The organism is Micromonospora rifamycinica (assembly GCF_900090265.1).
Taxonomy (GTDB): Bacteria; Actinomycetota; Actinomycetes; order Mycobacteriales; family Micromonosporaceae; genus Micromonospora; species Micromonospora rifamycinica.
Genome location: NZ_LT607752.1, coordinates 5018703 through 5033338, shown reverse-complemented (window position 1 = coordinate 5033338; position 14636 = coordinate 5018703). Strand labels below are relative to the sequence as shown.

General features: G+C 73.1%; 11 protein-coding genes and 1 riboswitch. Of the genes, 4 read left to right on the top strand and 7 right to left on the bottom strand.

Annotation, left to right across the window (positions count from 1 at the left end):
- Positions 1-136, bottom strand: a riboswitch (SAM riboswitch).
- A 298-nt stretch (positions 137-434) separates the two neighbouring features.
- Positions 435-1154, top strand: a complete 720-nt coding sequence (locus GA0070623_RS20975) for a hypothetical protein (protein ID WP_067305278.1) — start codon at positions 435-437, stop codon at positions 1152-1154.
- Positions 1155-1271: 117 nt separating this feature from the next.
- Here GA0070623_RS20975 and GA0070623_RS20970 read toward each other — a convergent pair whose 3' ends face one another.
- On the bottom strand, positions 1272-1727 hold the full coding sequence (locus GA0070623_RS20970) for a DoxX family protein (RefSeq protein WP_067305282.1): 456 nt from the start codon (positions 1725-1727) through the stop codon (positions 1272-1274).
- Positions 1728-2850: 1123 nt separating this feature from the next.
- Here GA0070623_RS20970 and GA0070623_RS20965 point away from each other — a divergent pair.
- On the top strand, positions 2851-4614 hold the full coding sequence (locus GA0070623_RS20965) for a hypothetical protein (protein ID WP_231932504.1): 1764 nt from the start codon (positions 2851-2853) through the stop codon (positions 4612-4614).
- A gap of 162 nt (positions 4615-4776) precedes the next feature.
- Here GA0070623_RS20965 and GA0070623_RS20960 read toward each other — a convergent pair whose 3' ends face one another.
- From GA0070623_RS20960 to GA0070623_RS20945, 4 genes are read right to left on the bottom strand one after another with little or no spacing between them, the layout of a single operon-like run.
- Positions 4777-6027 carry an ABC transporter permease gene (locus tag GA0070623_RS20960; RefSeq protein ID WP_067305286.1) on the bottom strand — a complete coding sequence of 417 codons (1251 nt, stop codon included), beginning with the start codon at positions 6025-6027 and terminating at the stop codon, positions 4777-4779.
- Complete coding sequence (locus tag GA0070623_RS20955; RefSeq protein WP_067305344.1) at positions 6024-6710, bottom strand: ABC transporter ATP-binding protein; 687 nt, start codon at positions 6708-6710, stop codon at positions 6024-6026. The genes GA0070623_RS20960 and GA0070623_RS20955 overlap by 4 nt, the downstream gene beginning before the upstream one ends.
- A 28-nt stretch (positions 6711-6738) precedes the next feature.
- Positions 6739-7872, bottom strand: coding sequence for a peptidoglycan-binding protein (locus GA0070623_RS20950; RefSeq protein WP_084261181.1), 1134 nt, complete (start codon positions 7870-7872; stop codon positions 6739-6741).
- The gene (locus GA0070623_RS20945) at positions 7869-8411 is read right to left on the bottom strand and encodes a hypothetical protein (RefSeq protein WP_067305290.1); all 543 of its coding nucleotides are present in this window, start codon (positions 8409-8411) and stop codon (positions 7869-7871) included. The genes GA0070623_RS20950 and GA0070623_RS20945 overlap by 4 nt, the downstream gene beginning before the upstream one ends.
- Positions 8412-8536: 125 nt before the next feature.
- Here GA0070623_RS20945 and GA0070623_RS20940 point away from each other — a divergent pair, with 125 nt between their 5' ends.
- Positions 8537-9193 (top strand): response regulator transcription factor, encoded by a 657-nt coding sequence (locus GA0070623_RS20940; RefSeq protein ID WP_067305293.1) that lies wholly within the window; start codon positions 8537-8539, stop codon positions 9191-9193.
- Complete coding sequence (locus GA0070623_RS20935) at positions 9190-10362, top strand: sensor histidine kinase (protein ID WP_067305295.1); 1173 nt, start codon at positions 9190-9192, stop codon at positions 10360-10362. Before GA0070623_RS20940 ends, GA0070623_RS20935 begins: the two co-directional genes overlap by 4 nt.
- 244 nt (positions 10363-10606) lie before the next feature.
- Here the strand turns inward: GA0070623_RS20935 and GA0070623_RS20930 are convergent, their stop codons facing one another.
- Positions 10607-11578: an ABC transporter permease gene (locus tag GA0070623_RS20930; protein WP_067305298.1), complete on the bottom strand. Its 972-nt coding sequence runs from the start codon at positions 11576-11578 to the stop codon at positions 10607-10609.
- On the bottom strand, positions 11578-14448 hold the full coding sequence (locus tag GA0070623_RS20925; RefSeq protein ID WP_067305301.1) for an alpha/beta fold hydrolase: 2871 nt from the start codon (positions 14446-14448) through the stop codon (positions 11578-11580). The genes GA0070623_RS20930 and GA0070623_RS20925 overlap by 1 nt, the downstream gene beginning before the upstream one ends.
- Positions 14449-14636 lie beyond the last annotated feature (188 nt).

The following is a 14636-nucleotide window of genomic DNA, read 5'->3' as shown; positions in this document are numbered from 1 at the left end:
CTCTCATCTTTCCCCACATCGCACCCTGCGGCGGGGACGGAATTGGCACCTGCCCCACGGGACGCTCAGCGATGAGCGCGTGGGGTGGTTGCCGGGGCGTCGTCGGGCCGTATCCCTCAGCCCCTCTGGATGAGGTATGCAGTTGTGAGGTCGAGTCTAGGCAGCTTCGCCGCCATCGCCCAGTCCGCTCCCACGGTGTGAGCCAGCCCTCGGCCCATCCGCTCCCGGCAGCGACGGCGGCGGCCGATGTTACGGGCAGGTTTCCAGCTCAGGACGGTTGCGCCCACCGATCCCGGACACCCGTACACCGGCCCGCCGGTCGGCCCCTGACACCGCTCCGACAGGCCGGTGCGGCCCGGCCGTCGAGCCGATGACCGGTATTGCCATCGATCAGTACGGTGCGGGCATCTGACGTCGAGAGAGGACCCCCGACCATGCGACGGATCCCGTCGGCCCTCACGGCCCTCACCCTGCTCTGCCTGCTCGCCGCCTGCGGGGGTGGACAGGCCGAGCAGAGCGGGGCGGCTCCCACGGTCGGCCCGTCCGCCGAGCCCTCCACCGCCTCGGTGCTGAACGCGACCACGCCCGAGGCGAGTCCGACCAGCGAGACACCCGCGCCACAGCCGAAGAGCGCCTCCCCCACCGCATCGGCGATCAGCACCACCCCCGCCGCCGCCCCGGCCAAGAAGCCGATGACCTGTGCCCACCTCGCCCAGGCCCGACTCGGCAGCAGCAAGGTGCCCTACAACGGCTATCCGGACTACCTGCCACTGGCCGACGGGCAGTGGTCGGGCGAGGACGGTGCCACCGTCACACTGCAGAAGCCGTGCGGCATCGGCGACCTCGACGGGGACGGCGCGGACGACGCGGTGGGCGCGGTGGCGATCAACTCCGGGGGCACCGGCACCTTCTACACGTTGGCCGCGTGGCGCAACAGCGGCGGCACGCCGACGTTCCGGGCGTTGGCCGACCTCGGCGACCGGACGCCGGTCGTGTCGATCACCGTGGCCGACGGCCGGGCCACCGTGGTCTGGTTGACCCGTGGCCCCGGCCGGGGGATGGCCGAGCTGAACATCAAGCGGACGTCGGTCTACAAGCTCTCCGGCTCCAAGCTCACCGAGGTGAGCCACACCGACGCCCCCTACAACCCCTGACGGGAGTAGCGCCCGACCGCGCCGACGGAACGGACGCCACCCTCGTGGTCCACCACCCCTGACCGGGGGCGCCGCCGGGGCCGCCTCGTCGAGGCTCCGGCGGCGCGGACCGGTCGGTCAGGCCGGCACGGAGTTGCGCTCGTGCTCGGCCACCGGGGCCGGCGGGGCGTCGGCACGCCGCCGGGTGAGCAGCGTGTCGAGCGCCCAGGAACCCGGGCCGAGCACCGCGATCAGCAGGAACGACCAGCAGAAGAGCGCCGACAGCTCACCGCCGTTGCGCAGCGGCAGCAGGCCGTCCGGCTGGTGCACCACGAAGTAGGCGTACGCCATCGAGCCGGACGCGAGCAGCGCGGCGGGCCTGGTGAACAGACCGGCCAGCACCAGCGCGCCGCAGACCAGTTGGATCAGCGCCGCCCACCAGCCCGGCCAGGTGCCGACCGGGATGGCCTTGCCGGTCATCGGGTTGCCGCCGAACAGCCCGAAGACAGAGGACAGGCCGTGCAGCATGAACAGCAGGCCGATGACGATGCGGTACAGCGACAGTGTCGGCCCGCCGAGCCGAGACACGTTCATGGGGATACCTCCATTGATGGGGATCGATCCATCCATCATGAGGCATCAGAGCATAGAAGTTCGTGAAAACTTTGTAACTGGGAACATCCCGCTAGAAAACTTTACCGCACGCCGGCCTGACGGCCCGCCCCGACCCACCGCCCCCACCTGCCGGCCGAGCTGCTCGACATGGGTGCCCGACCGGCCCGACCGGCCCGATCCACCCCGGCCCCCGGTCCACCCGCCCGGCCCGCACCCACGCCGCCATCCCCCGGCCGCACCGCCGAACGACGCTTCGAGCCACCCCGAGCCATCCGACGCCACCGCGCCACCACCCGGCGACGCGTCACCGTGCCACCGCCTGACGAAGTGATTGAGAAATTTGCATTAACTGTCATCAAGTTCATAGCCCGTGTTTATGGAAAATAAACATGCACACAATTCGTTGGGGTCGCCCGGCAACCCGCCGGGATGGCCCGGCAGACCCACCGGGCCGACCGGTGCGGGCGCGCTGCCGATGCCGATGTCGCCGACCCGGCCCGGGGGCCCGCGCCGTACTCCGTCACCCCACCGGCACGGCACCCGGACGCGGCCCGGGTTCCCGCTGCTCGCAGTGGTGATGCCCGGGTGCCGGAACGGGCCGCCCCGGAGCCGTCCGTCACCGGCCCGGATCAGCTCCCGTCCCCCCGCCCACGGCGAATTCCGGCGACAGCGACCAGTTGGCACGATATGCCCCGGACACCCTCAAGCGTCCCACGCATCAGCAATTTCCATTGTGCCCGCCGGAGGCGTCCCGACGCGCATTCCGGGACGCGCCGGCCCGGTCGGCCAGCGATCCTGGCGGTTCAATAATCCTTAACAAGTCTCACCGTAATGAGCGGCATTGAAATGCGTTAACCTCGTCGGCAGATCGGTCCGGACCACGGCACCATTCTCCGGATCACCGCCTCACCCCCACCCCATCCCGCCGCGCCGGCCCGGCCCCTGTGCCGGCAATTCCCGTTCCGGTCAGTCGACGCACATCATCGGCCTGACCTGCATTCCCGTGCCCGACGTCGATCATCCATCCGCTGGTCGGAGGCGGTCCGGTCCACCTCGTCCCGGCCACCGCCACACCGATCGGCCATTCCCGGAAAGGACCACCGTGCAACGTCGAAACCCGCTGCCCCGACGACTACTACCCGCATTGGCCGCCCTGATTCTGTTGCCCGCCTTCCCCACCCCGGCCGGCGCCGACGTCCCGCCCGAGTCGGTGCGCCTGCTCGCCAAGGCCGCCGCCGACGAGTGCTTCGCCGGGGTCGGCGTCGACTACCCGGCCGGACCGCCCTGCGCCGTGGGGCAGCCCAAGGTCAACCAGTCGTACGTCTGGGGCCTCGCCCAGGCCGGCCGCCGGCTCTGGTTCGGCACCGGGGCGAACGTGCTCTGCCTGAAGCCCAAGGGCTACCAGGTCCGGGAACCGATCCTCAACGACGACTACGTCTGCGAGTTCAACCAGAGCCAGCCGGCCCGGAACAACCCGGCCTGGCCGGCCACCCTCGGCGACCACCGTGCCCCCGAGGTCTACACCTACGACCTGGCCACCGAGCGGCTCACCGAGCGCACCGCCGACATCACGTCGGCCTCCCCGGCGGACGCCGACCTGCTGAACACGACGGCCGGGCTGCGCAGCGCCGCCTCCCACCAGGGGGTCGTGCTGCTCGCCGGCCCGAGCGTGGTCGGTGGGGTGAACGTGTTCGCCTTCGACGGCGTCACCGGCCGGTACCTCGGCTCGACCAACCTCTCCGCGTACGAGAACATCCGGCACTGGGTGGTGGCCGGCGGTGTGCTCTACGCCGGGGTCGGCGTGGGCATCAACGGCGGCGAGTCGGGCAAGGTGCTGCGCTGGACCGGTGACCGCACCAGCCCGTTCACCTTCACCGAGGTCGCCGACCTGCCCACCCAGGTCGCCGACCTGACCGAACACCAGGGCCGGCTCTACGTCTCCACCTGGCCCAAGGCGATCGTCGAGGGCGCGGTCGCGCCGTCCCCGGTCAGCACGGTGGCCCCGGCCTCCGGCGACAGCGGCACCCCGCTGGCACCGCCCCCGGCCGACGACGTCAACGACCTGGCCAGCATCTGGATGAGCCCGCTGCTCGCCGTCGGCGCACCCGGTCTCAACCCGGAGGACGCCGGGAACTGGAAGCAGGTCTGGTCGGCGGCCGAGTACGAGCCGGACCCGGTGGTCCGCCGGGCGTACGCCCTCGGTGGGCTCGCCTCCTTCGGCGGCCGGCTGTACTGGGGCACCATGCACGTGCCGCTGCAGGCGACCGCCCTGCACGTCTCGGTGTACCCGCCGCGTACCCAGGCGCAGCTCCAGGCCACCGTGCAGAACACCCAGCGGGCGTTCGCCGTCTTCCAGGGCCAGAACCTCGGCGGGTCGCACGAACGGATCGAGACGCTCTACGGCGAGTCGACGCTGCCGGCCTTCGACCCGACCGCGAACAACGGCGTGGGCGCCTGGGCGCCGGCATCCACCGGGGTGACCCCGGTCTACGGCGGCTCCGGCTTCGGCGACCCGTTCAACCTGTACGCCTGGAAGATGGCGGTGGCCGGTGGCCGGCTCTACATCGGCACCATGGACTTCGCGTACATCTCCCTGGAGGGGCAGATGCCGACGCCGCCCGCCGGTGCCACCACCACCCCGCCCACCTTCGGCTCCGACCTCTGGGCGTTCGACGCGCCGAACCGGCCCGCCCGCGCGGTCGACACCGGCGGCTTCGGCAACCCGCTCAACCAGGGGGTCCGCACGATGATCGTGGACGGTTCCACGCTCTACGTCGGGATGGCGAACCCGATGAACCTGCGTACCGACCCGACGCCCGGCGTCCCCAAGGGGGGCTGGGAGCTGATCCGGGTCAGCCGCCGGTGACTCCGGCCCGCTGACCGTGGCCCGGCGGCCGGGGTGGTCCCCGACGGCCGCCGGGCCACCCCGGCCCGCGCGCCACATCCCTGGTGAGGGTTGTGACGCGCGGGCCGGTGGTCGTCCGTCGGCAGGTCACCGGCCGGGCGGTGCCGGGCCGGACCGGGCGGGTCACGGGGCGGCGAGCGCCTCGGTGGGCGAGAGCCGACTGGCCCGGATCGCCGGGTAGAGCCCGGCCACCGCGCCGATGACGATGGTCGCCCCGATGCCGCCGGCCACCACCCAGAGCGGCACCACCGTCGGCCACCCCTGCGAGCTGGCGTAACCGGCGGTGACCAGGCCGCCGAGCAGCACCCCGCCGACCCCGCCCAGGGCGGACAGCAGCAGCGACTCGGCGAGGAACTGGGTCCGGATCTGCCCCCGGGTCGCGCCCAGCGACCGCCGCAGCCCGATCTCGGCCCGCCGCTCGATCACCGAGATGACCATGGTGTTGGCCACCCCCACCCCGCCGACCAGCAACGCCACCGCGCCCAACCCGAGCAGCAGGCCGGTGAACGCCTCGTCGGTGGCCTGCTGGGCGGCGAGCGCGTCCGACGGCCGGGAGACCTGGATCTCGTTGGACTGCTCCGGGTTGGCCGTCGCCGCCAGCACCGCCCGGACCGCCTCGACGTGCTGCTCGACCGAGCGGGTGTAGATCCGGGTCGGATGCCCGTCCAGGCCGAGGTAGGTGGTCGCGGCCGACCAGCCGACCAGCGCCGACGAGTCGAGTTCCGGGGCGAGCGGAACCGGCCGCAGGATGCCGATCACGGTGAACCACCGCCCGTCGACGTACACCTGGATGTCCGGCCCGGCCGCGCCGAGGCCGAGCCGCTGCGCGGCGACCGACCCGAGCACCGTGGCCGGATACTGCGCGGTCGCCTCGTTGAGCCAGGTGCCGCTGGCCAGTGTGCCGCCGACGGTGTCGAGCAGGTCCAGCTCCACCGCCTGGGTGCCCAGCCCACCGGTCTCCGCCACCGGAATGCGGTCCGACCGGTAGACCGGGGTGTCCGCCAGTTGCGCGGTGGCCGACACCTGGCGTACCGGGCCGATCCGGCTGATCATGCCGACCGCCTCGACCGGCAACTGGGCGTCGGCCCCGAAGAGGGTGCTGCCCGGCGCGACGGTGAGCAGGTTGGTGCCGAGGGCGGCCAGCGTCCGGTCCAGGTCGGCCCGGGACGACGACGAGATGCCGACCACGCTGATCATCGCCGCGATGCCGATGGCGATGCCCAGAGCGGACAGGAACGCCCGCAGCGGCCGGGTGCGCAGCCCCACGCCGCCGACCCGCAGCACGTCCCGTGGGCTCATCCGGGCCGGTCGCAGCCGCTCCGGCCGCCCGGTGTCGGCCTGTTGCCGCACCGACCGCACCGGGCTCGTGGTCATCGGAGCACCCCCCCGGTCGGCGCGGCGGAGTCCGCCACGATCAGCCCGTCACGCATCTGCACCTGCCGGGGCAGACTCGCCGCGATCTCCCGGTCGTGGGTGATGACCACGACGGTGGTGCCGGCCGCGTGCAGTTCGTGCAGCAGCTCCATCACCCCCGCGCCGGAGCTGGAGTCGAGGTTGCCGGTCGGTTCGTCGGCCAGCAGCAGCGGCGGTTCACCGACCACCGCCCGCGCGATCGCCGCCCGCTGCCGCTCCCCGCCGGAGAGCTGGTGCGGCCGGTGGTCCAGCCGGTGGCCCAGGCCGACCCGGCGCAGCGCCGTCTCCGCCCGCCGCCGCCGCTCCCGCCGGGGCACCCCGGCATAGAGCAGGCCGTCCGCCACGTTCTCCACCAGGGGTACGCCGGCAGCCAGGTGGAACTGCTGGAACACGAAGCCGATCCGGCTGGCCCGCAACGCGGACAGCTCCCGGTCGGACAACCGCGCCGCGTCGTACCCGTCGATGTGGACCGCGCCCGAGCTGGGCCGGTCCAGGGTGCCGATCACGTTGAGCATGGTGGACTTCCCCGACCCGGACGGGCCGACGATGGCCACCAGGGCACCCCGGTCGACGGTCATCGACACCCCACCGAGGGCGGCGACCGTGTCGCCGTACCGTTTCGTGACGTCGCGCAGCTCGACCACGTGGTCGGGGCCGGCGACCCGGGCCGGTTCAGTCACCGGGCATCCCCACGGTCAGCCCCGCGGTGACCCCCTCGCCGGAGACCTCCACCCGACCGGCCGCGAAGAGGCCGGTACGCACCGCGACGATCCGGGTGCCGGTCTCCTCCACGACCTGCAGCCCGTAACCGCCCTCGGCGAGGGTGAGCAGCGCCGCGACCGGTACGGAGAGCACGTCGGGGCGTTCCGAGGCGATCAGCCCGAGATCCACCGCCGCCTTGTCGTAGCCGGCCAGCACCTTGGGGTCGTCCCCGGTGACGGTGACCTCGATCTTGGTTTCGGTCTCCGGGTCCTTACCGGACGCCGCCGACGTCTGCACCACGGTCTCGACCGTGTCGACCCGGCCCGTGCTGCGGGTGCCGTCCGGCAGGGTGATGGTCACCTCCGCGCCCTTGCGGGCCAGCCGCTGGTCCTCGACGTCCAGGGTGCAGGTGACCAGCCGGGCCGTCCCGGTGGTGGACAGCACCACCTTGCCCGCGCCGACCGTGTCGCCCACCTCCACGCCGTGGCTCTCCACCCGGACCTCGCCGGGGGCGTAGACGATCCGGGCCGGCTCGACCTGGCCGGTCTCCGGCAGGCCCAGGTCCTCCTGCCAGTCGCGGACCGCGTCGGCGGTCGCCGAGGTGAAGTCCTCGTCGACGTCGAAGCCGGTGTGCCCGAGCGCGGCGAGGTTCTGCTCGAACTGCTTGACGTCGGTGCCGCTGACCCCGGAGCGCAGCATCCGGTACGCGGGCAGGCCGCCGTAGAGCAGCACCACCGGCTCGTCGTCGATCCGGTAGAGCGCCTTGCCCCGCTTGACCGTCGCGCCACCCGCGGCGAGCCAGGTGACCGTCCCGGCCAGCCGGCTCTCCCGGGCACGCGGGGTGCCGTACCCCAGCTCGCCGTTCTTGGTCTCCCGGTCGACCAGGGTCTGCCGGGTCACGGTGGCGGTCGCCGGCGGCCGGTCGACGGCGGCGGACCGGTCGGCCCGGCCGTCGGAGGCGGAGGTGACCGCGACGACCGCCACCGCCACGACGAGCAACGCCACCGCGCCGAGGAGGACCCCGACCCGTGGGCGTCGCCGCCGGGCCGGTGGCTCGTCGGGTGCCGCGGCGGTCGACTCGGCGGGGCGGGCCGTGGTGCTCATGACGTCCTCCGGCGTTCACCGAGGTTGGGCATGATCTCCCGGCACTTGTCGAACGCGGCCCGCACCTTCGGGTCCTTCAGGTCGATGTTGGCCTTGCCGGGCTGGATACGCCCGTCGGCAGCGGGGTCCGGGAAGTCCGGCACGCCGTTCTCCCGCATGCAGCCGGCCAGCTTGCGGACCTGCTCGGTCTGTTCGGCGTCGAGTTGCCGGGGTTGCCCGCCGTTGGGGGCGTACTCGCGGCACTGCTGGAGCGCCGCCTGCACCTTGCCCAGGTCGATGTCCGACCCGGAGTCGAACCGGGGCCCCTTCTGCCCCGGCTGCGGGTCCGGCACGTCGAGGCCCTGTTCCCGCAGGCACGCGGTGAACTTGAGCTGGCGTTGCTCGTCGCTCAGCCCGGCGGCGGACACCGAGGGCTCCGCGCCGCCGCCACCGGCGGTGGCCACCCCGGGATCGTCGTCGCCGTCGGACTGGCAGCCGCTCAGGGCCAGTGCCGCCACCACGGGCAGCGCCAGCAGCAGGCTCAGCGGATTTCGTCGCATCGTCGGTCTCCCTTCCGGCCGGCAGAGAGCCGGCATTAGGGATAACTCAACTCCTGAGGCGGTATCCAGGGCATAAGCGGTGGCGTTAACGCGGTGGTTATCCCGGCGTGGGCGAGGATGTAACGGTGCGCGTACTGGTGTGCGAGGACGAGAAGCTGCTCGCGGACGCGATCGCCGAATGGCTCCGCCGGGAGTCGTTCGCGGTCGACGTCGCGTACGACGGTGACGCGGCCCTGGAACGGATCGGCGTCAACGGCTACGACGTGGTGGTGCTCGACCGGGACCTGCCGGTGGTGCACGGCGACGACGTGTGCCGGGCGCTGGTCCGGGCCGAGCGGGACACCCGGATCCTGATGCTGACCGCCGCCGCCGCCGTCCGGGAACGGGTCGCCGGCCTGGCCATCGGCGCCGACGACTACCTCACCAAGCCGTTCGCGTTCGTCGAGTTGAGCGCCCGGGTGCACGCGCTGACCCGGCGCACCCGGCCGGCGGCCCCGCCGCAGCTCACCCGGGCCGGGATCGTCCTGGACCCGTCCCGGTTGCAGGTCACCCGGGACGGGAACTTCGTGCCGCTGTCCCGCAAGGAGTTCAGCGTGCTGGCCGAGCTGCTGCGCGCCGACGGCGCGGTGGTCTCCGCCGAGGACCTGCTCGAACGGGCCTGGGACGAGCACATCGACCCGATGACCAACGTGCTGCGGGTCACCGTGATGAAGCTGCGACGCAAGCTCGGTGACCCGCCGGTCATCGAGACGGTGCCCGGAGTGGGGTACCAGATCCGATGAGGAAAGCGACCATCCGGGCCAGGCTGACCATCATCTACGGCGGCCTGTTCCTGCTCGCCGGCACGGTGCTGCTCGCCGTGACGTACGTGCTGGTCGACCAGCGGCTCGCCCATGGGCTCGGGTTCAACCTGCGCGGCAGCGGTGGCCAGGAGTCGATCTCGCTGCCGCAGGGCACCCAGATCAGTACCAGCCAGGCCGAACACCTGCGCACCATCGTCCGGCAGGTGCAGGACGACGCCCGGCGGGACGCCCTGGACTCGCTGCTCACCCAGGGTGGGGTGGCGCTGGCCGTGGTGACCATCGCCGCGGTCGCCTTCGGCTGGCTGGTCGCCGGCCGGGCGTTGCAGCCGTTGCAGCAGATCACCGGCACGGCCCGCCGAATCGCCGGGGCGGACGGCGCGGGCCGCGGGCTGCACGAGCGGATCGCCCTGGTCGGTCCGACCGACGAGGTGAAGGAGCTGGCCGACACCTTCGACCTGATGCTCGAACGGCTCGACCGCTCCTTCGACGGGCAACGGCGCTTCGTCGCCAACGCCTCCCACGAACTGCGTACCCCGCTGGCGATCAACCGGTCCCTGGTCGAGCTGGCGATCACCCGTTCGGACGCCCCGCCCGAGCTGCGGCAGCTCGGCGAGACCCTGCTGGCGGTCAACGAACGCCACGAGCGGCTGATCGACGGGCTGCTCACCCTCGCCGACTCGGAGAACGAACTCGCCGAACGCACCGACGTGGACCTCGCCGAGGTCGCCGGGCACGTCGCGGAGCAGACCGCCCGGTCCACCACGCTGCGCGTCACCCGTGAGCTGGCCCCGGCCCTCACCGTCGGTGATCCGGTCCTGCTGGAACGGCTCACCCAGAACCTGGTGGAGAACGCCGTCCGGCACAACGTCGACGAGGGTGGCTGGCTCGCCGTCGCCACCGCCGTGGTCGACGGTCGGGCCACCCTGACGGTCCGCAACAGCGGGCCGGTGGTGCCCGGCTACGAGATCGAGACGATGTTCCTGCCGTTCCGCCGGCTCAACCGGGAGCGGGTCGCCGGTCAGCGGGGCTTCGGCCTGGGGCTGTCCATCGTCCGGGCGGTGGCCCGCGCGCACGGTGGCACGGTACGGGCGACCCCCCGCCCCGAGGGCGGCCTGGTGGTCACCGTCTCCCTCCCCACCCCCGGCTGACCCGGCTCCGCGCCCGCCGCAGTCGTCTCCGGCGGTGTCCGACCGACACCGGGCGCGGTGGTCGCACGTCGTCACCGCCCCCGTCCTGGTCACACGACAGCGCCACCGCTCGGGCAGCCGTGGAGAACGCCACATGATCGTGCTCGATCCAGGATGCAGTGGCATCCCGTCGCGGTCAGACCACTACATCGTGGATACAGCACGATCTTGCGGGTGCGGGCCTGCGAGCAGGGCGGCCAGCGGGTCAGCTGGTGACGTCCTTGCGGGTGAAGCGCCAGAAGGCCAGGCCCCAGAACAGGGTGGCGTAGCTGATCGCCGAGATCGCACCCCGCACCACGTCGTCGGTCTGCATCGGGGTGGAGAGCAGGCCCAGCCAGGCGCTGCTGTAATGGGTCGGCAGGAAGTCGCGCAGCACCCCCAGCGCGGTGATCTGGTCCAGGATGCTGGACAGGATCCACAGCAGCACCGCGCCGCCGACCGCGCCCAGCGCGGCATCCGTGAGCACCGAGAGCAGGAACGCCAGCCCGGCCACCACCAGCAGCACCACCGCCAGGTAGCCCAGCACCGCCAGCAGCCGCAGCAGCCCCTCGGTCGGGGTCAGCTCGGCGGCGACCTGGCTGGTCAGCGGCGACCAGCCATAGCGCAGGGTGCCGGCGAGCAGGGCCGTGCCGGCGAGCAGCAGCAGGGCCAGCCCCGAGTACGCCAGCGCCACCAGCAGCTTCACCGTCAGCAGCCGCGCCCGGGGCACCGGCACCGCCAGCAGGTAGCGCAGGCTGCCCCAGCTCGCCTCGCTGGCCACCGTGTCACCGCAGAACAGCGCCACCACCACGACCAGCAGGAACGACGCCGACACCAGGATCGAGAAGAGGGTGAAGTTGAGCCCGCCCGAGGTGGCCAGGTCGGCGAGGCTGGAGAACTCGCCACGCCCACCGCCGTCGTCGTCCCCGGAATCGAACTGGAACGCCACCAGGATGATCAGCGGCAGCAGCACCATGAACCCGAGCGCCAACTGGGTACGCCGCCGCGACGCCTGCCGGCGGAACTCCGCCCCGAACGGCAGGGTCGCCCCCGGCCGGTACCCGGCCGCCGCCCCACCCGGCCCGAACGCCCTCGTCGCGCTCCCGTCCGGGGCCGCGCCGCCCGACGCCGCACCGGACGGAACCGCACCGCCGTTCGGGCCAGCGCCCGACGCCGAAGCCGCCGCAGAACCCGTCATCACCGGTCACCGCTTCCCCGAGAGTTCTCGCCCACCAGGGCGAGGAACGCGTCCTCCAGGCGACGCCGTGGCACCACCCGGTCCACCCCGATCCCGGCCCGGACCAGCTCGGCCACCACCTCGCTGCGGGCCGTCCCGTTGGTGTCCACCACCAACCCGCCACCGTCGTCGTCGGCCACCACCTGCACCGTGTCGAGCCGGCTCAGCACCGCCCGCGCGGCGGCATGGTCGGTCACCTCGAACAGGGTGCTCGGCGACTCGCCGACGATCTCCTCGACCGGGCCGGCGGCGACGATCCGGCCCTTGTTCACCACCACCGCGTGCGTGCAGGTCTGCTCCACCTCGGCCAGCAGGTGGCTGGAGACCAGCACCGCCCGGCCGTCGGTGGCGTAGCGCTGGAGCACCCGGCGCATCTCGGCGATCTGCGGTGGGTCCAGCCCGTCGGTCGGCTCGTCGAGCACCAGCAGCTCCGGCAAACCCAGCATGGCCTGCGCGATGGCCAGCCGCTGCCGCATGCCGTGGCTGTACTTCCTGGTCCGCCGGTGCACCGAGTCACCCAGGCCGGCGATCTCCAACGCCTCGTCGAAGTGCGCGTCGACCCACGGCCGTCCGGTGGCCCGCCAGTACGCCTTCAGGTTCTCCAGGCCGGACAGGTGCGGCAGGAAACCGGGCCCCTCCACCAGCGCGCCGATCCGCGACAGCACCGGTGAGCCGGGTACCAGGCGGTGCCCGAAGACGTAGATCTCCCCGGCGGTCGGCTGGGTCAGCCCCATCAGCACCCGCAGGGTGGTGGTCTTGCCGGCGCCGTTCGGGCCGAGCAGCCCCATCACCTGGCCGGGGTGCACCTCGAAGTCCACCCGGGACACCGCGACGAACCCGTCCGCGTACTCCTTGCGCAGGTCGCGGACGGCCAGCGGGATGCCCGCGTACTCGGGGTGGACGGAGTCGTCCTGGCGACGCTGCCGGCGGCGGACCACGGCGACGACCACGGCGAGCCCGACCACGATCGCGGCCAGCAGGCCGGCCAGCCCCCAGCGCCACACGGTGGCGGTGGTCGGGATCGGCGTGGCGGTGACCGTCGGCAGGCTCACCGCGCCGTCGACCGCCACCGTGTGGACGGCCGGCGCGGCCGGTGTGGTGTACGCCTGGTCGGCGGTGGCCAGCACCACCCGCAGCCGGTGCCCGGCCTCAACCCGCCGGACGATCGCCGGCAGGGTGACCTGCACCGGCCGCGCCGCGTCGATGGTGGCCGGCAGCCCGGTCAACCGGATCGGGGCGACCAACCCGGAGGGCAGCGTCGCCGCGCCGGCCGGGTCGACGTCGTAGAGCTTGGCGAAGAGCACCGCCTCGCCGGTCGCCGACGCGGCCCGGACGGTGACGGTGGGTGCGCCCACCACGTCCACCGCCTCGGCCAGCGGCGCGGACTCGAACCGGGCGTGCTGGCCGGGCACGTCACCGGCCACCCCGTCGAGCAGGGAGCCGAGCGACCCGGCGAACGGGATCGCCGAGATCGCCGCCGGGTTGCCGTTGGGCGGGTTGGCCACCGGCTGCGCCGGCCCGTCGACCGGCACCTCCCGCCGGGCGTCCCCGGTCACCCCGGGGTAGTCGCCGGTGCGGTAACCGGTGGCGACCAGGCCCCGGTCGAGGGCGTCGAAGCCGGCGATCCGGGAGAACGTGAAGTCGTCGCCGGGGGCCGCGCCGGTGCCCTTGACGTAGTGGTCCAGCCACTGCACGGTCAGGTACTTCACCCGGTCGGAGTCGCTGGTCGGCCCGGAGCCGCCGTCGTGGCCGCCGGTGAACCAGGCCACCCGCACCGGGGTGCCGGCGGCGGCGATGCCGCGCGCGTTGGCGTCCGCCTCGGTGAGCGGGAAGAGGGTGTCCGCCTCGCCCTGCACCAGCAGGGCGGGGGCCTTGATCCGGCCCAGCACGTCGGCCGGGGAGGAGCGCCGCAGCAGGTCCACCGCCGCCTGGTCGGCCCGACCGGTGGTGGCGATCCGCAGGTACGCGGCGCAGACGTCGGCGGCGAACCGGCCGCAGGACGGGTCGGCGGCGGCCCCCGGGGCACGCGACGACCGGCTGCCCGGCCCGTTGCCCGGCTGCGGGCTGGGTGCACCGGCCGACGCGGGGGCACCCTCCGGCTGGGCGGCGGCGGTGTCGCCGGAGAGGCCGGCCGGTCCGGAACCGGCGTTGCCGCCGCCGCCGAAGAAGATGCCGGCCCAGCCCTTCTTGAACACGCCCTCGGTGGCCGGTTTGCCGGTGCTCTCCGGCAGGAAGGCCCGGGACAGGTCGTTCCAGGTGATCATGGGGACGATCGCGTCGACCCGGGGGTCCTGCGCGGCCAGCAGCAGTGCCAGGCCGCCGCCGTACGAGCCGCCGACCACCCCGACCCGGGGGTCACCGGCGGCATCGGTACGCACCTCGGGGCGGGCGGCCAGCCAGTCCAGCAGCCGTTGCGCGTCGCGCACCTCGTGGTCGGGGCTGTCCAGGTGGATCTGGCCGCCGCTGCGGCCGAAGCCCCGGGCCGTCCAGGTCAGCACCGCGTAGCCCTGTCCCACCAGGTCCTCGGCGTCGGCCCGGACCGAGTCCTTGGTGCCACCGAAGCCGTGGGCAAGCAGCACGGCCGGGACCTTCCGGTCGGTCGAGGCGTCCCGCGGCAGGTAGAGGGTGGTGTCCAGGTCGACGGGCTCGTCGCCGGTCGGCCCGGAGCGCACGGTCAGCATGGTGGACTCGGTGCGGAAGCCCGGCCGGTCCGGCCACACCGCCCACCCGACGAGCGCCGCCACCAGGACGACGGCCACCGACGCGGCGACCGCCCGGCGGCCGGTGGGCAGGGCGCGACGGATCCGCGCGACCGACAACGGCGATGTCATTCGGCTCACGGTACGGCCCGCAAGCTGAGCGTTGGCTGAGATCCGCCGTACGTCCGTCCCGCTCAGCCGATCGTCGGCCCGACAGGGCAAACCGCACAGGGTCACCCGGCGTTCACCTAGACCGAATTCGGAATTCGTGAATTCACACCAAAGGCGCGATACCGCTATGGAAACGAGCATGTCACCGC

Excerpts from the sequence above, each read along its gene's own strand:
- GA0070623_RS20950 (WP_084261181.1), bottom strand. The coding sequence starts at position 7,872 with ATGAGCACCACGGCCCGCCCCGCCGAGTCGACCGCCGCGGCACCCGAC.
- GA0070623_RS20970 (WP_067305282.1), bottom strand. The coding sequence starts at position 1,727 with ATGAACGTGTCTCGGCTCGGCGGGCCGACACTGTCGCTGTACCGCATC.
- GA0070623_RS20930 (WP_067305298.1), bottom strand. The coding sequence starts at position 11,578 with ATGACGGGTTCTGCGGCGGCTTCGGCGTCGGGCGCTGGCCCGAACGGC.
- GA0070623_RS20975 (WP_067305278.1), top strand. The coding sequence starts at position 435 with ATGCGACGGATCCCGTCGGCCCTCACGGCCCTCACCCTGCTCTGCCTG.
- GA0070623_RS20925 (WP_067305301.1), bottom strand. The coding sequence starts at position 14,448 with ATGACATCGCCGTTGTCGGTCGCGCGGATCCGTCGCGCCCTGCCCACC.
- GA0070623_RS20960 (WP_067305286.1), bottom strand. The coding sequence starts at position 6,027 with ATGACCACGAGCCCGGTGCGGTCGGTGCGGCAACAGGCCGACACCGGG.
- GA0070623_RS20945 (WP_067305290.1), bottom strand. The coding sequence starts at position 8,411 with ATGCGACGAAATCCGCTGAGCCTGCTGCTGGCGCTGCCCGTGGTGGCG.
- GA0070623_RS20935 (WP_067305295.1), top strand. The coding sequence starts at position 9,190 with ATGAGGAAAGCGACCATCCGGGCCAGGCTGACCATCATCTACGGCGGC.